Genomic DNA, 20,307 nt, shown 5'->3' on the forward strand with positions numbered 1-20,307 from the left:
CCACCCGCCGGAAACCGTCAGATTGAAAACGCGACGAATCCGGCAGCGCAAACGTACACAAGGAAAAATTTTGCGTGCTTATCTCGAAAATGGTCGCAGCTGTTTTCGGAATGGCGCGCGATCGGATCGATTCTGTTCGAAATGGTGAAAATGGCGAGTTGCATCGCCTCCGGTTTACTCCGAGAATCGCGCCTTGCTTTCCCCTATGACAGATATATGCGCCCGCCGGCGATTGCCGCGCGGTGCGTCGCGCGCACCTGCGTCGCGGCGCCCGTGCGCGGCTGCGAGGCGGTTGCCCCGCGCCCGAAACGCATGGCACTCAAGAAATGCGCCGCGCGGTCGTTAACGCGAGAGAGACCATTCCGTATACCGCATCGCCCCATGCCTTTGCCGATTGTAATTGCCGACGATTCGCTGCTCGCTCGCAAACTTCTGACAAAGGCGCTGCCGGGAGATTGGGACGTTGACGTCGCGTATGCAGCGAATGGTCGCGAGGCCTTGGCGCTCTATCGTGACGGCAAAGCTTCCGTGATGTTTCTGGACCTGACGATGCCCGACATGAGCGGATATCAGGTCCTGGAAACACTGCGCCACGAAGATCTGAACACGTTCGTGATCGTGGTATCCGCCGATATCCAGCCGCAGGCGCAAGCACGCGTGCGTGAATTGGGCGCGATCGCATTCGTTGCCAAACCCGTGACGTCGGAGGCATTGCTGCCCATTCTCAAGGAGTATGGGTTGTATGCCTGAATCGGTGTTCACGGCGGAGCAACGCGACGCGTTGCAGGAAATCGCCAACCTTGCAATGGGCCGCGCCGCCGCGCGGCTTGCGTTGCTGCTCGGGCACTTCATCGAGCTGTCGGTGCCGCGCGTGCGCGTCGTGAAAGCGGCCGACGCGGGCGCCGCGCTGCGCGAGATGACGGGCATCCACGACAACGTGACCGCGGTGCGCCAGGGCTTCCGTTCCGACATCAAGGGCGAGGCGATCGTGCTGTGCCGCACGGCGGGCGTCGCGCGGCTCATGTCGGTCGTCGACCGCACGTTCGGCGACGGCGTGTACGGCGGGATGGCGACGCCGGACGAGCTCGTGTTCGACGTCGCCAACGTGCTGATGGGCGCCTGCGTCGCGTCGATCCTCGACGAACTCGGCCGCAAGCCGGTGTTCTTTCCGCCGGGGCTGCTCGGCGCGAACGTGTCGTTCGACGACGTCTTCCAGCCGAACGAGCTGGGGTGGAGCGTCGCGCTGCTGCTCGAGGTGAACTTCGGGCTCGAGGATCACACGTTCCGCGCGCATTTCGTGATGTTGATGGCCGAGGATTCGATCCGGCTGATGGGCGACGCGCTCGACGCGTTGCTGTCCGCGCTATGACGGCCGCCGCCCCGTCGCTGAGCGACCTCGTGATCGAGCGGGTCGGCTTCGGCCTGTTCGTGCTCGACCGTTCGATGACCGTCCTGATGTGGAATCGCTTCATGCAGGACCACAGCGGCATCCCGGCCGCCGACGTGATCGGCCGCAACCTGTTCGACTGCTTTCCCGACCTGCCGCGCGCGTGGCTGTCGCGCAAGCTCGAGAGCGTGTTTCAGCTCGGCAGCTTCGCCTTCAGCTCGTGGGAGCAGCGGCCCTACCTGTTCCGCTTCGAGCACGACCGGCCGATCACGGGCGGCGTCGACTACATGCAGCAGGACTGCACGTTCATGCCGCTCACGCGCGGCCGTGACGTCGAAGCCGTGTGCGTGACGATCTCGGACGTCACGCACGTGAGCGTGATGCAAAGAGAGCGCGAGGAAGCGGTCGCGAAGCTGCGCGAACACGCGAATCGCGACGGGCTGACCGGCATCGCGAACCGGCGCTTCTTCGAGGCGCGGCTCGGCGACGAATTCTTGCGCTGGCAGCGCTACGGCGGCGACCTGTCGGTGCTGCTGTTCGACCTCGACCACTTCAAGACGATCAACGACCGCTTCGGGCATGCGGCGGGCGACGCCGTGCTGCGCGAGACGGCGCGCCGGGTCGCGTCGATCGTACGCGCGCAGGATACGTTCGGCCGTTTCGGCGGCGAGGAATTCGCGCTGCTGCTGCCGTGCACGAATCTCGACGAGGCGATGCGGGTGGCCGACAAGGTGCGCGAGGCGATCGGCAGCATGCCGGTCGATGCCGAGGGCGTCGGCGTGCCGGTCACGGCGAGCGTCGGCGCCGCGTGCGCGAAAGCCGGCGCGCTGAGCTGCGACGTGCTCGTCAACGAGGCAGACGCCGCGCTCTATCGTGCGAAGCGGCTCGGGCGCGATCGGTCGGTCGCGTACGCCTGACCGACCGCGCCCGTTCCGCTCAGCTTTTCGCGATGTCGGCGAGCACGCCGGCCAGCACGGCCGGCTGCGACACGAACGGCGAATGACTGCTGTCGAGCTGGTGCACGTGGGTCGGGTTGCCGGGCGCGAACGCGTCGGCTTCGTCGATGAAGCGCTGCTGCAGCGCGGGCAGGATCACGCGATCCTGCAGGCACTTGATGTAGTGACGGTCGATCGCGCCCCAGCGTGCGGCGGTGGTCGGGATCGCGGTTGCGAACGGCGTGGCCGGCACGTCGCAGCTCATCAGGTTCGTGACCGCGTCGAAGTCGGCCTGCGGCGCGTCGTCGTACAGCGCGCGCTGCATCGATTCGCGATACGCGGCGTCGCCGCTGTGCGGATCGATGCGCAGTGCACCGGCCACGCGCGGGCTCGCGAGCATCAGCGGGCCGAGCAACTCGCCCTTGTTTTCCGGCGCGCGCACGTAGTCGAGGCCCGGCACGCCCGACGCGGGCATGAAGGCCGCGAGATAGACGAGCTTCGCGATCTTCTCCGGCGCGCGTTCGGCGGCCGCCGTGATCGCGAGGCCGCCCATGCTGTGCCCGACCAGCACGACCTTGCCGCGGCCGAGCGCGTACGCGTCGTCGACGGCCTGCATCACCTGCGTCGCGTAGTCGTCGAGCGTCGTGTTCGCGACCGGCGACGGCTCGGCGCCGAACGCGTCCTTGTCGAGCGGCCGTGGGAAATACGACGCGGGAAAGCGGGCATGGATGCCGTGCGCGGGCAGGTCACGCGCGATCGACAGGTAGCCGCGCGCGGCGAGCGCGGCCGCCACGTGGGCGTAGCACCACGCGCCATGCCACGCGCCGTGCACGAGCACGAAAACGGGGGGATCGGACTGCGGGGTGGCGGTGTCGTTCGTCTCCATGGTGTCCGTATTTTTTCGAGAAAGGTGTCATCTTAGACGAACCCGCCGGCATCGAGACGCGATCGCGCGCCCGCGTTTCTCGACCGGCAACGAACCGTCCCGTTGTGTCGCGCAGGCGACATTTCGTCCTGATCCGATTTGAATTTGTGCCGAAGCGCGCTAATTTGTTGCTTTACCTGCGATTGCGCCCCATGAACGTCGACTATCTCTTCTACCGGAAGCCGAACAAACCCGGCCCCTATTCGCTCGACGATCTGGGCGACGTCGCGCCGCCGATCGGCCCGGGCGACCTGGTGCGCGCGGGCATCGCGCGCGTGTTCGAACAGATCGACTGGCAGGAATCGCCCGACGTGCCGGGCGCGTGGTTCGGTACGGGCGGCGCGGTTTTCCAGTTCACCGTCGAGCCCGACGGGCGCGTGACGAGCTTCATGGGCTCGCGCCTCGAGCGCCGCTCGATGCTCCAGCTCACGCGCGAAATGGGGCTCATCGCGCTCGATCTGCAGCGCGACATCGTTTACGGCTGACGCGCCGCGCGGCGTCGATTCGCCGAAGCGGGCCGCACGGGCGCCCAGACGGCGCCCGACACCCCGCCCCACATGGCGCGCGTCCGCCATCGAACTTCAAAGATTGCTATACTTTCGGCCAATTCCGGCTTCCGGCCGGTAATTTGTGCCTGTCTGCGTCGATCGTTCGCATATCTCGCACGCATTTGACGCCCTGACCATCCCAGCCGGGCATGGCTTCTTCAATCGCCCCGCGTGGGTGTCTCCGTGGAGCTCGTCTTGGCCGTTTCCCATTCCGTCGTGGACGAACAAGAAACCGACGCCGCTGCCGTCACATCGGGCAGCTCCTTCTATCTGGCGATGCGCATCCTGCCGGCCGTGCAGCGCGATGCGATGTTCCAGGTCTACGCGTTTTGCCGCGCGGTCGACGACATCGCCGACAGCGACCTGCCGCGCGCCGAGCGCAACGCGGGCCTCGATCGCTGGCGCGCGGACATCGACGCATGCTTCGCCGGCCGCCCGCCGCGCCACCTGGCCGCGCTCGATCGCGAGATCCGCGCGTTCAACCTGCAGCGCGCCGATTTCCACGCGATGATCGACGGAATGGCGATGGACGCGGAGCAAGACATCTGCGCGCCCGACGAGCCGACGCTCGACCTCTTCTGCGATCGCGTGGCGAGCGCGGCCGGCCGGCTGTCGGTGCGCATTTTCGGGATGCCGGAAGCCGAAGGGATCGCGCTGTCGCACCACCTCGGCCGCGCGCTGCAACTGACGAACATCCTGCGCGACATCGACGACGACGCGGCGATCAACCGGTGCTACCTGCCGCGCGAACTGCTCGCGCGCGAAGGCATCGCGATCACGGATCCGGCGACGATCGTGCGCGATCCGGCGCTGCCGCGGGTGTGCGCGACGCTCGTCGAGCGCGCGCTCGAGCACTTCCGTCAGGCCGACGCGGTGATGGACACCTGCCCGCGTGCGCAGGTGAAGGCGCCGCGCATCATGTCGGGTGCCTATCGCTGCATTCTCGACGCCGCGATCGCACGCGGCTTTGCCGCGCCGCGCGCGCCGCTGCGCAAGCCGAAGGCGCGCATGCTGATGATCGCCGCGCGCTACGCGCTGTTCTGAGTCGACCGACGCGATGCCCAGAACCGTCCACGTGATCGGCGCAGGACTCGCGGGCCTGTCGGCCGCGGTCGAGCTGCAACGTCGCGGGCGGCGCATCGTGCTGCACGACGCGCACGCACACGCGGGCGGCCGCTGCCGCTCGTGGTTCGACGGGACGCTGAACACGACGCTCGACAGCGGGCTGCACACGGTTTTCGCGGGACAGCCCGCGACGCAGCGCTACCTGCGCGCGATCGGCGCGGCCGATCAGCTCGCGGGGCCCGCGCTGGCTGAATTCCCGGTCATGGACATCGCGTCGCAGCAGCGCTGGACGCTGCGTTTCGGCAACGGCCGCTGGCCGTCGTGGCTGTTCGATGCCGCGTCGCGCGCGCCGGGCACGACGCCGCTCGACTACCTCGCGCTCGCCCCGCTCGCGTTCGCGCGCACGGGCCGCTCGCTCGCGCAGACGATGCGATGCGACGGCGTGCTGTGGGATCGCTGGCTGCGGCCGTTTTTCCTCGGGGTGCTGAATATCGAGCCGCGCCACGCGAGCGCCGAGCTCGCGCGCGCCGCGCTGTGCGGCACGTTTGCGGCGGGCGGGCCCGGCTGCCGTCCGCTCGTCGCGCGTCGCGGGCTCGGCAGCGCGTTCGTCGAACCGGCGCTGCGGATGCTGCAGCACGGCGGTGCACAGATTCGCCTGAATTCGCGGCTCGACGCGTTCGAATTCGGCGCGTACGGCAATGCGGTGGATGCGGTGTCGGTCGGCGGCGAGCGCATCGATCTCGCGCCGGGCGACGCGGTCGTGCTGGCCGTGCCGCCCGAAGTCGCGCAGCCGCTCGTGCCCGAACTCACCGCGCCCGACACGTTCAGCGCGGTCGTGACCGCGTATTTCGCGGTCGAGAAGCCGGCCGGCGATCCGCTGCAGACGACCGTCGTCAACGGTGTCGTCGATGCGGTGCGGACCGGCGACGGCCTGCTCGCGGCGACGATCCGCGATGCGGGCCGCTGGCTCGACATGCCGCGCGACACACTCGCGCGGCGCATCTGGGAAGACGTCGCGCGCGTGAGCGGCGCGAACCCGGAAACCATCCCCGCGTGGCAGCTCGTCGTCGAGCCGCGCGCGGGCTTTGCGGCGGTGCCGTCGCAGGAAATGAAACGTCCGGCCGTGCGTACGCGCTGGACCAATCTTGTACTCGCGGGCGACTGGATTGCCACCGGCTTGCCCGCCACGATCGAGGGCGCGATCCGCTCCGGCCAGCTGGCCGCGGACGTGCTCCAGACGCAATAAACAGAGGGACCGATGAACGATCTCACCGAAATGGCTACCTTGTCCGCCGGCGCCGTGCCGGCCGGCGTCGACGCGGCTGTCGCGCGTGCGACCGACGCGCTGCTGGCCGCGCAGCAACCGGACGGGCACTGGGTCTACGAACTCGAAGCCGATTCGACGATTCCCGCCGAATACGTGCTGCTCGTCCACTATCTTGGCGAGACGCCGAACCTCGAGCTCGAACGGAAGATCGGCAAATATCTGCGCCGCATCCAGCAGGCCGACGGCGGCTGGCCGCTGTTCACCGATGGTGCGCCGAACATCAGCGCGAGCGTGAAGGCGTATTTCGCGCTGAAGGTGATCGGCGACGACGAGAACGCCGAGCACATGCAGCGCGCGCGCAAGGCGATCCATGCGATGGGCGGCGCCGAGATGTCGAACGTGTTCACGCGCATCCAGCTCGCGCTGTACGGGGCGATTCCGTGGCGCGCGGTGCCGATGATGCCGGTCGAGATCATGCTGCTGCCGCAGTGGTTCCCGTTTCACCTGTCGAAAGTGTCGTACTGGGCGCGCACCGTGATCGTGCCGCTGCTGGTGCTGAACGCGAAGCGTCCGCTCGCGAAGAACCCGCGCGGCGTGCGCATCGACGAGCTGTTCATCGATCCGCCCGTCAACGCCGGGCTGCTGCCGCGCCAGGGGCACCAGAGCGCCGGCTGGTTCGCGTTCTTCCGCGTGGTCGACCATGCGCTGCGCGCGGTCGACGGCCTGTTCCCGAGCTATACGCGCGAACGCGCGATCCGTCAGGCCGTGTCGTTCGTCGACGAGCGCCTGAACGGCGAGGATGGCCTCGGCGCGATCTATCCGGCGATGGCCAACGCGGTGATGATGTACGACGTGCTCGGCTATGCGGAAGACCATCCGAACCGCGCGCTCGCGCGCAAGTCGGTCGAGAAGCTGCTCGTCGTGCATGACGACGAAGCGTATTGCCAGCCGTGCCTGTCGCCGGTATGGGACACGTCGCTCGCCGCGCATGCGCTGCTCGAAACCGGCGATGCGCGTGCGCAGGAAGCCGTGCTGCGCGGCCTCGAATGGCTGCGCCCGCTGCAGATCCTCGACGTGCGCGGCGACTGGATCTCGCGCCGCCCGAACGTTCGGCCCGGCGGCTGGGCGTTCCAGTACGCGAACGCGTACTACCCGGACGTCGACGATACGGCCGTGGTGGTGATGGCGATGGATCGCGCGCAGAAGCTCACGCAGTCGGACACGTATCGCGAATCGATGGCGCGTGCGCGCGAATGGGTCGTCGGCATGCAGAGCAGCGACGGCGGCTGGGGGGCGTTCGAACCGGAAAACACGCAGTACTACCTGAACAACATCCCGTTTTCCGATCACGGCGCGCTGCTCGATCCGCCGACGGCCGACGTATCGGGCCGCTGCCTGTCGATGCTGTCGCAGCTCGGCGAGACGCCGCTGAACAGCGAGCCGGCCCGCCGCGCGCTCGATTACATGCTGAAGGAACAGGAGCCGGACGGCAGCTGGTACGGCCGCTGGGGGATGAACTACGTGTACGGCACGTGGACCGCGCTGTGCTCGCTGAACGCGGCCGGCCTGACGCCGGACGATCCGCGCATGAAGCGCGCTGCGCAGTGGCTGCTGTTGATCCAGAACAAGGACGGCGGCTGGGGCGAGGACGGCGACAGCTACAAGCTGAACTACCGCGGATTCGAACAGGCACCGAGCACGGCGTCGCAGACGGCGTGGGCGCTGCTCGGCCTGATGGCGGCCGGCGAAGTGAACAATCCGGCCGTCGCGCGCGGAATCGACTACCTGGTCGCCCGGCAGAACGAAGAAGGCTTGTGGGACGAGACGCGCTTCACCGCGACCGGCTTCCCGCGCGTGTTCTACCTGCGCTACCACGGCTATCGCAAGTTCTTCCCGCTGTGGGCGCTCGCGCGCTACCGCAACCTGAAGCGCGCGAACGAGACGCGCGTCACGGTCGGGATGTAACGCGTGGGCATGTCACGGCACAACGGCGCATTGCCTGTCATCGCGGTGACGGGGATGGCGTTCGAGGCGCGCATCGCGCGCGGCCACGGCGTCGAGGCCGTGTTCGCCGCGCGGGCCGACCGGCTCGAGCGCGCATTGACCGATGCGACCGCGCACGGTTGCGCGGGCATCGTCAGCTTCGGCACGGCGGGCGGCCTCGCGCCGGATCTGGCGCCGGGCGCGCTCGTGATCGCGAACGCGATCGACGGGCCGTTCGGCCGCGTGGAGACCGATGCGGGCTGGAGCACGCGGCTCGTCGCCGCGCTGCACGACACGCCGTTGTGGGCGCGGGTCGCGCGCGGCACGGTCGCGGCCGTCGGGGCGCCGGTCGTCGGCGAACAGGACAAGGCGTCGCTGCATCGCGCGAAAGGCGCGCTGGCCGTCGACATGGAGTCGCACATCGCCGCCGCGTTCGCGGCCGCGCGCGGCGTGCCGTTCGCGGTGTGTCGCGCGATCGTCGATCCGGCGTGGCGCACGCTGCCGCGTGCGGCAACGGCTGGCCTGCGCGACGACGGCAGCACGGCGATCCTGCCGATCCTGCGCGAATTGCTGAAGCAGCCGTCGCAGCTCGGTCCGCTGCTGCAGGTCGCCAGCGACGCGCGCGCGGCGCGCACGACCCTGATCCAGGCGCGGCACGCGTTCGAGCGGGCGGGCGCGATGCGGATCGTCTGAGCGGCACGCACCGCCGCCCTCTTCCCCCGCTTTCCGGTCCGCCGTTTCGCGCGGACAAAAAAAGAGCGCTGCACACATGCAGCGCTCTTTGCTTTTGCGCGGCCGCCGTTGCGGCGTTACTGCGCGGCCGGGCTGCTCGCGGGCAGCGTCGGCATCGCCGGCGCGATCGGCGCGCCGTTGGCGGCCGGCGTTGTCGTCGCGCCGGCCGAAGCGGCCGCCGGTGCTGCCGCCGACGCAGCGACCGGCGCGGCAGCCGGTGCGCTTGCGGGCATCGCATTGTCCGCGCCCGGATCGTCGTATTGCGGCAATCCCGGCGCGGCCGGTGCGTTGTTCGGCGCGGCGCCCGATGCGCCGCCCGCATCGCCCGGATCCTCGTAGTTCGGCAGCCCCGGCACGCCCGGCGCGGCCGCCGGCACGGCACCCGATTCGCCCGGTTCGTTGTAGCTCGGCGGCGCGGCCGACGCCGACTGACCCCGGTACGTCAACGACTTGCGCTGCTGCAGGTACGCGTCGCGCACGAACGAATACGGGTCGAGCGCGGCCTGCTTCAGCAGGTCGGTCGCGCCGAGCAGGTCCGAGCGCGCGCTGATGAACTGCGCGATGTACATCGGATTGCGCGCGGCCGGCTCGATGTAGTTCAGCAGGTTGAAGCGCACGTCCACCGCGCGGCCGACGCCGTCGCGGATCGTGCTCGGCCCGAACACGGGCAGCACGAGGTACGGGCCGGACGGCATGCCCCAGCGCGCCATCGTCAGTCCGAAATCCTGATGATGCTTCGGCAGCCCGGCCGGCGTCGCGATGTCGATCAGGCCGGCGACGCCGAACAGCGAGTTCATCGCCACGCGCATCAGATCCTGCGTCGCATCGGTGATGCGCAACTGCAGCAGGTTGTTCGCCATGTTGCCGAGATCGCCGAGGTTCGAGAAGAAGTTGCTGATCGCGGTGCGCACCGGCGTCGGCGTGATCTTCTGGTAACCCTTCGCGATCGGCACCGCGATGTTCGAATCGACCGTGTCGTTGAACTTGTACATCGCCCGGTTCATCGGCTCGAGCGGGTCGTTGGGATTGCGGTTCGGTCCCGTCGCGCAGCCGGTCAGCATCGCGCTGGCGGCGACGGTCGCCGCAATGATTCGCACCTTATTCATTGATTCCTTGCGATTGGTTCTTGGCGCGTTTGACGCGCGGTTTGCCCATCAGGACGGGCTGGAACACCACGGCGCCGATCAGCGTACAGGTCAGGGCCAGCGCGAGCAGCTTGCCCATGCTCGACGTGCCCGGATGGTGCGACAGCCACAGGCTGCCGAATGCGGTCGCCGTCGTCGCGGCGCTGAACAGCACGGCGTGCGTGAGGCTCGAATGCAGCAGCCCCGTCTGCCCCGCGCGCCACGCCATCACGAAATACACCTTGAACGCGACGCCGACGCCGAGCATCAGCGGCAGCGCGATGATGTTCGCGAAGTTCAGCGACATGCCGAGCACGACGCACATCTCGAGCGTCACGATGCCCGACACGAGCAGCGGCACCAGCGTGCGCAGCACGTCGCCGAAGCGGCGCAGCGTGACCCACAGCAGGATCGTGATCGAGATGATCGACCACAGCGCCGCGTGCAGGAACGCGTTGATGATCGTGTCGGCCGAATGCAGGATCGAGATCGGCCCGCCGGTCGCGCCGGGTTCCGCGGCCTTCACGGCCTTGGCGAAACGGCGCAGCATCGTGTCGTCGTTCGGGTCGACGCCCTTCGGCACCTTCGGCGAGATCTGCACGAGCGCGTGGCCGTCCGGCGCGACCCAGTCGCGCACGACCTGCGGCGGCAGAGATTCGCGCGTGATGTCCTGCGGCTGCAGCAGCGACGCGAGCTGGTTGAGCGCGATGCGCAGCGTATCGGAGAACGCACGTTCGGCACGGTCGCGCGTCGCGCTGTCGGCGGCGGCGAGCTTCGCGAGCGACGCGGACAGGTGCTGCGCGGCCGCGGCGCCCGGGCCCGGGTGATCTTCGGCCGCGTAGCTCAGCAGGTCGGACACGCGCTTGAGCGCCGCCACGCGTTGCGCGTCGGTCGCGGGCGGCGCGGCCGGCTGCGTCAGCGCGGGCAGTAGCTCGCTCGCGGCCGCGGCGATCGCCGCGCGCTTGGCCGGCTGGTCGGCGGGGATGAAGGTCGACAGCGTGGTCGTGCGGCCGACTTCGGGCAGCGCGTCGAGGCGCTTCGCAGCTGCATCGGCTTGCGCGAGCGACGGCGCGAGCAGCGTGACGTCGTTGACGGCGGCTTGCGGCGAATCCTTCAGCGCGAGCAGCGTCGCCATCGATTCGCTGTTCGGATCCTTCAGGTGCAGCGGGTTGAAGTCGAAATGCAGGAACGCGAGTAGCGGCAGCGCGCCGATCACGACCGCGAGCGTGCCGATCAGGATCGGCTTGCGATGGCGATCGAGGTAATCGTCGACCGGCGCGAGCCACGGAAAGCCCGGCGTCTTCGATTCGCCCGGCGGCGCGAACAGACGCAGCAACGCCGGCAGCAGCGTGAGCGTGGTCAGCAGTGCGACGAACATCCCGACGCCCGCGATCAGGCCGAGCTCGGATACGCCGCGATAGGCGGTGGGAATGAACGAGAAGAAGCTCGCCGCGACGGCCGCGGTGGCCAGCGCGAGCGGCATGCCCATCGAGTGGGCGGCGCCGATCAGCGCGTGATCGATGCGCGCGTCGCGGAAGCGTTCCTCGCGGTACTTCACGCCGTACTGAATCGAGAAGTCGACGCCGAGGCCGACGAACAGCACCATGAACGCGACCGAGATCATGTTCAGCGAGCCGACCATCGCGAGGCCGAGCGCGGCCGTCACGACGAGGCCGACGAACAGCGTGACGAGCACCGAGCCGATCATCCGCTTCGAGCGCAGCGCCAGCCACAGGATGACGAGCACGGCGAGCAGCGTGAGCGCGCCGTTGAGCGCGGCGCCGTCTTCGACCGATGCGAATTCGTCGTCGGCGAGCGGCTGTTCGCCGGTCAGGCGCACGGCCGCGCCATAGCGTTTTTCGAGGTCGAGCGAGCGGGCCGCGTCGCGGATCACCTGGCTCGTTGCCGCGCCGGCCTTCAGCGCGCCGTAGTTGACCACCGGCTGCACGGTGACGAACGCGCGCGCGGGCTGCCGCGCGGCATCGTTGTCGACCAGCGCGCGCCACGAGAACGCGGCCGGCTTGCCGGCCAGCACGTCGTCGACCGTCGCCGCGCTGCGCGCGAGCAGCTTCGCCATCGCGGGCAGCTTCACCTGGCCGGTCAGGAGCGGCTGGCCGAGCGTGGTGGACAGCGTGGTGGCGAGCCCGGCGAGGCTCGGGTTCTTCGCGAGTTCGTTGACGAGCGGGCGCGCGCTCGCGAGTTGCGCGGTCGTATCGGAGACCTCCTGCGGCGACAGGAACAGCAGCCCGTTGTGCTCGAAGAACGGCCCGCCGCCCGGTTCGGCGACGGGGCCGATGCGGCCGGCGGCGGCGTCCTTCTGCAGTGCTTCGGTCAGCGCATGCGCGGCGGCCGTCGCGAATTCGGGCGCGGGCGCCTCGACGACCGCGAGGATCGTGCCGTTGCGTTGCGGGAACGCTTTATCGACGGCCTTGCCGAGCGCGGCCCATTGCGGTTCCGCATCGACGAGCTTGCTGATGTCGGTGTTGATCTTGAAATGCTGCGCGACGTAGACGCCGCTGAAGGCGGCGATGACGAGCGACAGGACGACGACCCAGACGGGGCGGCGCACCGACCACGCAACGAGTCGGACGATGAGAGATGTCACCATGTGGCGGTGGGGAGCGGCTGGCTAGGGCAAAGTAGCCAAGTATACCGGCGCGGCGTGGCGACGGTCGTGACGTCGTGGAGATTCGGGGCGGGAAGGATATTTGCTCCAGACGTGGCAAACGGATCGCGCGACCGGCTCATTTGTATGGGGATATTTACATAATCGGCGCGGCGGTGCGTCGACACTCGCTCGCCCGCCTGTGACAAACGGCGCTGAAAGGTAACAGTCGGTCACCGGGCGGCACCGCGGCGTCAGGCCCGGTATACTTTGCTCCACCGGCCGATGCAAAGCGCCGGCCGTTTTTTCCCATCGAGTGCGAAATTCGTATGAAACGTCATTTGTTTGCTTTCGTCGCGGCGGCCGCCGTGTCGGTTTCCGCTTTCGCGCAGAGCGCGCCGGTCGATGTCGTCCGCACCGCGGTCGAGGGCACCGTCAATGCGATGAAGGCCGATCCGGCCGCGCGCGGCGGTGACATGGCGAAAATCACCCAAGTCGTCGAGCAGCGTTTCCTGCCCGTGACGAACTTCGAGCGCACGACCCGCATTGCGGTCGGCGACGCGTGGAAGCAGGCCACGCCGCAACAGCAGCAGGAGCTGTACAAGCAGTTCCGGTTGCTGATGACGCGCACCTACGCCGCGTCGCTCGCGCAGCTCGGCAACCAGGACGCGAAGTTCTCGTTCAAGGCCGGCGGCGCGTCGGGCGCCGACGCGCTCGTGCAGTCGACGGTCACGACGCCGGGCGACAGCCAGTCGGTCGGCTATCGTCTGGGCAAGGTCGGCAACGACTGGAAGATCTACGACATCGACATGTCGGGTGCGTGGCTGATCCAGGTCTACCAGGGCCAGTTCAAGAGCCAGATCGCGACGGGCGGGATCGACGGGCTGATCGCGTATCTGCAGAAGCACAATTCGCGGACGAACTGACGGCCGCTGCAACGCCGCGGTTCGGAGGCACGAAGGGCGCCCAGAGGGCGCCTTTTTTCATCGCGGCGCGTCGACTGCGCGTCATGCGCCGACGCCGGGCATCCGCACGCAATCGTCGACCACCGCATCGACGAACGCGGCGCGATCCGTTTCCGGCGCCGCGATGATGTGATCGGTCGCGCCTTTCGCGGCGGATCGGCCCGACAGGCGCGCTTACCGCCGCCGATGCTCGACCGCGAACTTGATCAGCTCGGCCTGCCCTTCGATCTCCAGCTTGCGTTTCAGGTTGAGCCGGTGCGTCTCGACCGTGCGCACCGACAGCCCCGTCTGTTGCGCGATCTGCTTGCTCGACAGCCCTTCGGCCAGCGCGTCGAGGATGTCGCGTTCGCGCGGCGTCAATCGATCCAGCGGCGACGCGGTCGCGCTGGCCTGGATCATCCGCGCGGCCAGCCCTTCGCTGAAGAACGTCTGCCCGGCCAGCACCGCGCCGATCGCACGGACGATCTCGCTCGCGGGCGAATCCTTCAGCAGATAGCCGCTCGCGCCGGCGCGCACCGCCTGCGTCACGTACTCGATGTTGTCGTGCATCGACAGCATCAGCACGCGAATGCCCGGAAAACGCTCGTGGAACACGCCGGCGAGCGTGATGCCGTTCATGCCGTTCATGCCGACGTCCATCAGCGCGAGATCGGGTTCGAGCGACGCGGCCAGCGCGAGCGCCTCGTCCGCGTTGCCGGCCTCGCCGACCACCGACAGGTCGGCCGCTTCGAGCCGCATCCGCAAGCCGTCGCGCACGAGCGGGTGATCGTCGACGAGCAGCAGTCGGGCGGCGGGACGGGCGGTATCGGGGGCGCTCATGGGCAAAGGTCTCCGGTTGGGGGGCGCGTGCTCAGGCGGCGGCGCGCTGCAGCGGCACACGTGCGGCCACGACGGTATGGCCGACCTGCGACGTGATTGACAGCGTGCCGCCGAGCGCGTCGAGGCGCTCGCGCATGTTGCGCAGGCCGATACCGCGGCGCGCGTCGGCCTGCGAGCGTTCGGCGTCGAAGCCGCAGCCGTTGTCGGCGATCGTCAGCGTGACGGTTTGCGCGCCGACGTCGAGCGTGACGGCCGCGCGCGACGCCCGCGCATGATGCACGATGTTGCTCAGCGCTTCCTGCGCGATCCGGAACAGCGCGGTGTTGACGGCTTCGGGCAGCGGCCGCGTGCCGCTGTGCGCGACCTGCGTATAGCCGATATCGATGCCGCTTTCGGCGCCCAGCTCGCGCACGAGTTGCTCGAGCGCGGCCGCGAGGCCGAGATCGTCGAGCATCGACGGCCGCAGCGCATGCGAGATGCGCCGGACTTCGCGCAGCGTGTCGCCGAGCCGCCCGACGCCCGACGCGAGCGCCTGCTCGGCTTCGGGCATGCGCGACGTGCCGCGCTCGAAGCGCGCGAGCGCGGATTCGAGCATCAGCTTCGCGGACACCATCATCTGGCTGATCCCGTCGTGCAGTTCGCGCGACAGCCGCGCCCGCTCCTGCTCCTGCGATTCGACGACGCGCTGCGCGAGCAGCTTGAGTTTCGCATCGGCGCTGCGCGACTCGCTGACGTTCAGCACCAGCGCGCACACGGCGATCGCCGCCGCGCCGGTGAGTGCGATTGCGGTGAGCCAGCTCATCGTGCGCTCGATGTTCGCGGACGCGCGCGCGTCGATGCGCTGCAGTGCGGTGTCGACGTCGTCGAGATAGATGCCGGTGCCGACCATCCAGCCCCAGCGCTCGAGCGCGACGACGTAGCCGAGCTTCGGCGCGACGCGGCCCGTCGACGGCCGCTGCCATGCGTAGCGCACGTAGCCGCCGCCCTGCGAGGCCGCGCCGATCAGCTTCTGGATGGTCAGCGCGCCTTGCGGATCGCGCATCGACCAGAAGTTGTGGCCGACACGCTCGGGCTCGCGCGGATGCATCAGCGAATTGCCGTGCAGGTCGTAGACGAAGAAATAGCCGTCGCGGCCGAAATCCATCTTCTGCAGCATCGCGAGCGCCTGCGTGCGCAGCAGCGCGTCGTCGCGCGCGTTGCGGCCGCTCGCGTCGTAGAGCGGCATGATCGCGCTGGTCGCGAGCTCGACGTAGTGTTTCAGTTCGACTTCCTTGCTCGACAGGTACGCGGCCTGGATCGTCGCATGCTGGGTGCGCGCGAGCGACGTCGCCTGCTGGCGCACGCCGAAGCCGATGCCGGCGATCGCGAGCAGGAACGGCACGATGGCCAGAAGGAAGATCTTTGCCTTGAGTCTCATGGTGGTGCGAAGCGGCGCGGCCGGCCAAGCGCGGCCGGCTAGGCGCGGTCGGCCAAGCGCGGTCGGCCAAGCGCGGTCGGCCAAGCGCGGCCAGCCAGGCGCCGCGGGCCGGGTGCATCGGCCGCGCGGCGGCGTATCGAGCCGGTATTGTCGACGATTTTGCATGCGGACGGCGGCCGCCCCCGCTGCCTGGACGCTCAGGCCCGCCGCGATTCGAGATCGTCGGCCAGCGTGGCCGCCTGCACGACGACGCGATTGCGCCCGCCTTCCTTCGCCCGATACAGCGCATCGTCGGCACGCTTGAGCGCGGCCTGGATGTTGTCGTCGCGTTCGGGATAGCTGGTCGTCACGCCGATGCTCACCGTCAGCCGGCCGACCGTGCCGGCGTCGTGCCGGATGCCGAGATCGATGATGCCCGTGCGGATCGTTTCGGCGATCGTTACCGCGCCGGCCGTGTCGATGTCCGGCAGCACCACGACGAATTCCTCGCCGCCGTAGCGCGCCGCATAGTCGGCCGGGCGGCGCAGGCAGCCGGCGACGCAGTGGCCGACCGCGGCGAGCGCGTCGTCGCCGGCCTGGTGGCCCTGCGTGTCGTTGTAGCGCTTGAAGTCGTCGACGTCGATGAACAGCAGCGACAGCGCATGTTGCGAGCGCGCGGCGCGGCGCCATTCGCGCGCGAGCGTGACGTCGAGCATCCGGCGGTTGTCGAGGCCCGTCAGGCCGTCGGTGCGCGCGAGCGCCTGCAGCTCGGTTTCCGCGCGATGACGCTTGCGCAATTGCACGTCGAGCAGCAGCGACAGGCCGACGAAGCCGATCGCGAGCGCGGCCATCGCGGAGCCGATCGGGATCGCACGGTCGTACCATGCGGCGTAGGTGTCCGCTTCCGAGCGCGCGACCATGACGATGAGAGGCAGGTGTTCGAGGTGCCGGAAAACGTACAGGCGCCGCACGCCGTCGATCGACGCGGTATCGGCGAAGCTGCCTTCGCTGGCGGTCATGAAGTGCCGGAACGTGCTCGCGCGGCTGATGTCGCGGCCGACGATTTTGGGGTCGTACGGCTCGCGCGCGACCATCTTGCCGTCCGTGTTGATCAGCGCGACCGAGCCGCGATCGCCGAGCGACAGGCGCGAGAACAGGTTCTGGAAATATTCGAGCCGGATCGACATCACCGCGACGCCGCCGAACGAGCCGTCGGGCCGCGTAATGCGTCGGCTGAGCGCGATGCTCGGCGAGCCGCCGCGCAGCCGCGAATGATACGGATCGCTGACATACAGGCCGACGTCGGGCCGGTCGCGGTGCACGGTGAAGTACGGCTCGTTGCCGAAGTTGGCCTTGCGCGGCACGTCGCTCTTGCCGTCGACCGCGATGTCGCCTTTCGCGTCGAGCACGTAGATGCCGCCGAGGTACTTGGCCGTCGTCGCGCGGTCGAACAGCACCTGGCGGCGCATCGGCATCGGCAATGCGACGACCGCGGGGTCGTTCATGCCTTCGACGACGGCCTGCAGCGAAAGCGAATAGATCTCGATGTTGCGTTCGATGTCCCACGACGCCATCAGCGCGAGGTTCTGTTGCATGCTGCGCGAGCGGTCGCGCGCGTCGATCCGGCCTTCGTACAGCACGATTCCGCACAGGAGCAGCAGGATCAGCGCGATCAGCAGCCCCGTATAGAAAATCAGGTGCGGCAGCAGGAACCGGCGCAGATGAGCGGCGACACGACTCGTCAGGCCGGATTCGCTGGGCATTGCGTAGTCGGTTTCTGCCATGGTCCGTGGATCGGGGGCATCGTCGCCGCGCGGCGGGCCGATGCGATTGTTCGTATGACTACCGGTGGCGATCCGGTGCGCAGCCCTTCCCGTGGATGCGTTGCGTTCAGCGGAGAAAACGGGTACCGATTATCGGCAATCGCGGCCGGATAAACCGATGAATCCTGTATTCACAGGTAACGTCTGCTGCAATTCGACGATCCGATGAATCGCGCGATGCGAATGCCACGGAGTATAACGCGCGTGTTTGCGTGCGCGGAAAATGTCGCAACCTGTTGATCAGGGTCAAATTACGGCGTAATCCGGCGCTTGCCGATATCGGGCGGAGCGTTGCGGCGCAAGGCTTTGCGGGGCGGCGGGACAGGTCGCGCGGCAAACGGTTGCGGATACCGGCGGATTAACGGCCGGCGGCATCGTCCGAGAAAGCGCGCGACAGGCGCCCATTATCGGTTTCAACGGTCGGGTGAACGCGAATATGAAAACGGGCAGCCGCGAGGCTGCCCGTTTCGCAAGACCGGCGTGCAGCCGGCGCCCGGCATGCGGGAGCGCCCGCATGCGCAGAATCATGCGCCGTGCTGTTGCGCCTTGAACGCGAGCCGGAACCGGTGCAGCAGCGGCTCGGTATAGCCGCTCGGCTGCGACGTGCCTTGCAGCGCGAGCGCGCACGCGGCCTGGAACGCGGTCGACTGGTCGTAGCCGGGCGCCATCGGGCGATAGTTCGGGTCGCCGGCGTTCTGCTGGTCGACGACGCGGGCCATCCGCTTGAACACGTCGAGCACGAACGCCTCGGTGATCACGCCGTGGCGCAGCCAGTTCGCGATGTGCTGGCTCGAAATGCGCAGCGTCGCGCGATCTTCCATCAGGCCGACGTCGTGGATATCCGGCACCTTCGAGCAGCCGACGCCCTGTTCGACCCAGCGCACGACGTAGCCGAGGATGCCCTGCGCGTTGTTCTCGACCTCGCTCAGGATCTCGGCCTCGCTCCACGCGGCGCGCTCGACGACCGGCACCGTCAGCAGCCCTTCGAGCAGCGCGTCGCGCTCGCTCGCGTACGGCGTCTTCTCGAGTTCCTGCTGGACGGCCTGCACGTCGACGAGGTGGTAGTGCAGCGCGTGCAGCGTCGCGGCGGTTGGCGACGGCACCCACGCGGTGTTCGCGCCGGCGCGCGGATGCGCGATCTTCTGCTCGAGCATCGCGTGCATCAGGTCCGGCATCGCCCACATGCCCTTGCCGATCTGCGCGCGGCCGCGCAGGCCGGCCGACAGGCCCGCGAGCACGTTGTTGCGCTCGTACGACTGGATCCACGCCGACGATTTCATGTCGCCCTTGCGGATCATCGGGCCCGCTTCCATCGCGGTGTGCATCTCGTCGCCGGTGCGGTCGAGGAAGCCGGTGTTGATGAACGCGACGCGCGCGGCGGCCGCGGCGATACATGCGGCGAGGTTCACGCTGGTGCGGCGCTCCTCGTCCATGATGCCCATCTTCAGCGTGTTGCGCGGCAGGCCGTACAGATCCTCGATGCGCGCGAACAGCGTGTCGGCGAACGCGACTTCGGCCGGGCCGTGCATTTTCGGCTTCACGATGTAGATCGAGCCCGTGCGCGAATTGCGCTTGGCCTTCAGGTCGTGCAGCGCGCACAGCGTCGTGACGACGCCGTCGAGAATCCCTTCCGGAATCTCGTTGCCGTCGCGGTCGAGCACCGCGCCGTTGGTCATCAGGTGGCCGACGTTGCGCACGAACAGCAGCGAGCGGCCGTGCAGCGACAGCGTGCCGCCGGCCGGCGTCGTGTACTCGCGATCGGCGTTCAGGCGGCGCGTGAAGATCTTGCCGCCCTTCGCGACTTCCTCGGCGAGCGTGCCCTGCATCAGGCCGAGCCAGTTGCGGTAGAGCTGGACCTTGTCGTCGGCGTCGACCGCCGCGACCGAATCCTCGCAGTCGATGATCGTGCTGACCGCGGCTTCGAGCACGACGTCCTTCACGTTCGCGAGATCGGCGCGACCGATCGGCGTCGACGCATCGATCTGGATCTCGAGGTGCAGGCCGTTGTGCTTCAGCAGGATCGCGGACGGCGCGTCGGCCGCACCCTGGTAGCCGACGAACTGCGCGGGCTGCGCGAGATGCACGACGCCCTTGCCGGTTTCGACCGCAAGCTGGCCGTCCTGCACGCGGTAGCGCAGTGCGTCGCGGTGCGAGCCGCTCGCGAGCGGCGCGGCGTTGTCGAGCACGCCGCGCGCGTAGTCGATCACGCGCTGGCCGCGCGTCGGGTTGTAGGCCGACGTGCGTTCGGCGCCGCCGTCTTCCGGCAACGCGTCGGTACCGTACAGCGCGTCGTACAGGCTGCCCCAGCGCGCGTTCGCGGCGTTCAGCGCATAGCGCGCGTTCGACAGCGGCACGACGAGCTGCGGGCCGGCCTGCGTGGCGATCTCGCTGTCGACGTTCGCGGTGGCTGCCGCGACGTTCGACGGGACCGGCACGAGATAGCCGATTCGTTCGAGGAATGCGCGATACGCGGCATGGTCGCGTACCGGGCCGGGGTGCGCGCGATGCCACGCGTCGAGTTCCTGCTGCAGGCGGTCGCGCTCGGCGAGCAGCTCGCGGTTGCGCGGCGCGAGATCGTGCACCAGGGCCGAGAAACCGCTCCAGAACGCGGCCTTGTCGATGCCGGTGCCCGGCAGCGCTTCGTTTTCAATGAACTGGCTCAGCGCTGGCGCGACTTGCAGTCCTGCTTGGTCGATCATCGTGAATCCTCCCGGGGAATGAAAAACGCGTGCG

16 protein-coding genes are annotated in these 20,307 nt (G+C 68.6%); 9 read left to right on the forward strand and 7 right to left on the reverse strand.

Annotated elements, in window-relative coordinates; all coding sequences use genetic code 11:
* Positions 1–381: 381 nt before the first annotated feature.
* Genes WT24_RS08765 through WT24_RS08775 form a run of 3 tightly spaced genes read left to right on the forward strand, consistent with a single transcriptional unit; the run spans position 382 to position 2,304 of the window.
* A complete protein-coding gene (locus WT24_RS08765; RefSeq protein WP_011548759.1) occupies positions 382–750 on the forward strand; it encodes a response regulator in 369 nt (122 codons plus the stop codon).
* Positions 743–1,369, forward strand: a complete 627-nt coding sequence (locus WT24_RS08770; RefSeq protein ID WP_034205817.1) for a chemotaxis protein CheC — start codon at positions 743–745, stop codon at positions 1,367–1,369. Before WT24_RS08765 ends, WT24_RS08770 begins: the two co-directional genes overlap by 8 nt.
* The gene (locus WT24_RS08775) at positions 1,366–2,304 is read left to right on the forward strand and encodes a GGDEF domain-containing protein (RefSeq protein WP_059499602.1); all 939 of its coding nucleotides are present in this window, start codon (positions 1,366–1,368) and stop codon (positions 2,302–2,304) included. The genes WT24_RS08770 and WT24_RS08775 overlap by 4 nt, the downstream gene beginning before the upstream one ends.
* 19 nt (positions 2,305–2,323) lie before the next feature.
* Here the strand turns inward: WT24_RS08775 and WT24_RS08780 are convergent, their stop codons facing one another.
* Complete coding sequence (locus WT24_RS08780; protein ID WP_060032777.1) at positions 2,324–3,208, reverse strand: alpha/beta fold hydrolase; 885 nt, start codon at positions 3,206–3,208, stop codon at positions 2,324–2,326.
* Positions 3,209–3,399: 191 nt separating this feature from the next.
* Here WT24_RS08780 and WT24_RS08785 point away from each other — a divergent pair, with 191 nt between their 5' ends.
* The 5 genes from WT24_RS08785 to WT24_RS08805 all read left to right on the forward strand — a co-directional run bounded on the left by WT24_RS08785 (position 3,400) and on the right by WT24_RS08805 (position 8,803).
* Positions 3,400–3,732 (forward strand): hypothetical protein, encoded by a 333-nt coding sequence (locus WT24_RS08785; RefSeq protein WP_059499600.1) that lies wholly within the window; start codon positions 3,400–3,402, stop codon positions 3,730–3,732.
* Between the two features lie 258 nt (positions 3,733–3,990).
* Positions 3,991–4,839, forward strand: a complete 849-nt coding sequence (gene hpnD, locus WT24_RS08790; RefSeq protein ID WP_059499632.1) for a presqualene diphosphate synthase HpnD — start codon at positions 3,991–3,993, stop codon at positions 4,837–4,839.
* A 13-nt stretch (positions 4,840–4,852) separates the two neighbouring features.
* On the forward strand, positions 4,853–6,106 hold the full coding sequence (gene hpnE / locus WT24_RS08795) for a hydroxysqualene dehydroxylase HpnE (RefSeq protein ID WP_060032780.1): 1,254 nt from the start codon (positions 4,853–4,855) through the stop codon (positions 6,104–6,106).
* 12 nt (positions 6,107–6,118) lie between these two features.
* On the forward strand, positions 6,119–8,092 hold the full coding sequence (gene shc, locus WT24_RS08800; RefSeq protein ID WP_060032784.1) for a squalene--hopene cyclase: 1,974 nt from the start codon (positions 6,119–6,121) through the stop codon (positions 8,090–8,092).
* Between the two features lie 9 nt (positions 8,093–8,101).
* On the forward strand, positions 8,102–8,803 hold the full coding sequence (locus tag WT24_RS08805) for a phosphorylase (protein ID WP_060032787.1): 702 nt from the start codon (positions 8,102–8,104) through the stop codon (positions 8,801–8,803).
* 116 nt (positions 8,804–8,919) lie between these two features.
* Here WT24_RS08805 and WT24_RS08810 read toward each other — a convergent pair whose 3' ends face one another.
* Positions 8,920–9,948, reverse strand: coding sequence for a VacJ family lipoprotein (locus WT24_RS08810; RefSeq protein WP_060032789.1), 1,029 nt, complete (start codon positions 9,946–9,948; stop codon positions 8,920–8,922).
* Positions 9,941–12,574, reverse strand: a complete 2,634-nt coding sequence (locus WT24_RS08815) for an MMPL family transporter (protein WP_060032792.1) — start codon at positions 12,572–12,574, stop codon at positions 9,941–9,943. Before WT24_RS08815 ends, WT24_RS08810 begins: the two co-directional genes overlap by 8 nt.
* 326 nt (positions 12,575–12,900) lie before the next feature.
* On the opposite strand from WT24_RS08815, the gene WT24_RS08820 reads away from it, so the two are divergent.
* Positions 12,901–13,497 carry a phospholipid-binding protein MlaC gene (locus WT24_RS08820; protein ID WP_034205827.1) on the forward strand — a complete coding sequence of 199 codons (597 nt, stop codon included), beginning with the start codon at positions 12,901–12,903 and terminating at the stop codon, positions 13,495–13,497.
* Positions 13,498–13,710: 213 nt separating this feature from the next.
* Here WT24_RS08820 and WT24_RS08825 read toward each other — a convergent pair whose 3' ends face one another.
* The 4 genes from WT24_RS08825 to WT24_RS08840 form a co-directional block, all read right to left on the reverse strand.
* Complete coding sequence (locus WT24_RS08825) at positions 13,711–14,355, reverse strand: response regulator transcription factor (RefSeq protein WP_006485936.1); 645 nt, start codon at positions 14,353–14,355, stop codon at positions 13,711–13,713.
* 31 nt (positions 14,356–14,386) lie between these two features.
* Positions 14,387–15,772, reverse strand: a complete 1,386-nt coding sequence (locus WT24_RS08830; protein WP_060032794.1) for a cache domain-containing protein — start codon at positions 15,770–15,772, stop codon at positions 14,387–14,389.
* Between the two features lie 197 nt (positions 15,773–15,969).
* Positions 15,970–17,535, reverse strand: coding sequence for a diguanylate cyclase (locus tag WT24_RS08835; RefSeq protein WP_059792652.1), 1,566 nt, complete (start codon positions 17,533–17,535; stop codon positions 15,970–15,972).
* 563 nt (positions 17,536–18,098) lie between these two features.
* Positions 18,099–20,273 (reverse strand): malate synthase G, encoded by a 2,175-nt coding sequence (locus WT24_RS08840; RefSeq protein ID WP_060032796.1) that lies wholly within the window; start codon positions 20,271–20,273, stop codon positions 18,099–18,101.
* Positions 20,274–20,307: the final 34 nt, after the last annotated feature.

Origin of the sequence: Burkholderia sp. MSMB1078WGS, assembly GCF_001528895.1 — a bacterium.
Taxonomy (GTDB): domain Bacteria; phylum Pseudomonadota; class Gammaproteobacteria; order Burkholderiales; family Burkholderiaceae; genus Burkholderia.

Bases quoted from the DNA above. Each gene is read 5' to 3' on its own strand.
- WT24_RS08765 (WP_011548759.1), top strand. From the start codon at position 382: ATGCCTTTGCCGATTGTAATTGCCGACGATTCGCTGCTCGCTCGCAAA.
- WT24_RS08770 (WP_034205817.1), top strand. From the start codon at position 743: ATGCCTGAATCGGTGTTCACGGCGGAGCAACGCGACGCGTTGCAGGAA.
- WT24_RS08775 (WP_059499602.1), top strand. From the start codon at position 1,366: ATGACGGCCGCCGCCCCGTCGCTGAGCGACCTCGTGATCGAGCGGGTC.
- WT24_RS08780 (WP_060032777.1), bottom strand. From the start codon at position 3,208: ATGGAGACGAACGACACCGCCACCCCGCAGTCCGATCCCCCCGTTTTC.
- WT24_RS08785 (WP_059499600.1), top strand. From the start codon at position 3,400: ATGAACGTCGACTATCTCTTCTACCGGAAGCCGAACAAACCCGGCCCC.
- hpnE (WP_060032780.1), top strand. From the start codon at position 4,853: ATGCCCAGAACCGTCCACGTGATCGGCGCAGGACTCGCGGGCCTGTCG.
- shc (WP_060032784.1), top strand. From the start codon at position 6,119: ATGAACGATCTCACCGAAATGGCTACCTTGTCCGCCGGCGCCGTGCCG.
- WT24_RS08805 (WP_060032787.1), top strand. From the start codon at position 8,102: ATGTCACGGCACAACGGCGCATTGCCTGTCATCGCGGTGACGGGGATG.
- WT24_RS08810 (WP_060032789.1), bottom strand. From the start codon at position 9,948: ATGAATAAGGTGCGAATCATTGCGGCGACCGTCGCCGCCAGCGCGATG.
- WT24_RS08815 (WP_060032792.1), bottom strand. From the start codon at position 12,574: ATGGTGACATCTCTCATCGTCCGACTCGTTGCGTGGTCGGTGCGCCGC.
- WT24_RS08820 (WP_034205827.1), top strand. From the start codon at position 12,901: ATGAAACGTCATTTGTTTGCTTTCGTCGCGGCGGCCGCCGTGTCGGTT.
- WT24_RS08825 (WP_006485936.1), bottom strand. From the start codon at position 14,355: ATGAGCGCCCCCGATACCGCCCGTCCCGCCGCCCGACTGCTGCTCGTC.
- WT24_RS08830 (WP_060032794.1), bottom strand. From the start codon at position 15,772: ATGAGACTCAAGGCAAAGATCTTCCTTCTGGCCATCGTGCCGTTCCTG.
- WT24_RS08835 (WP_059792652.1), bottom strand. From the start codon at position 17,535: ATGGCAGAAACCGACTACGCAATGCCCAGCGAATCCGGCCTGACGAGT.
- WT24_RS08840 (WP_060032796.1), bottom strand. From the start codon at position 20,273: ATGATCGACCAAGCAGGACTGCAAGTCGCGCCAGCGCTGAGCCAGTTC.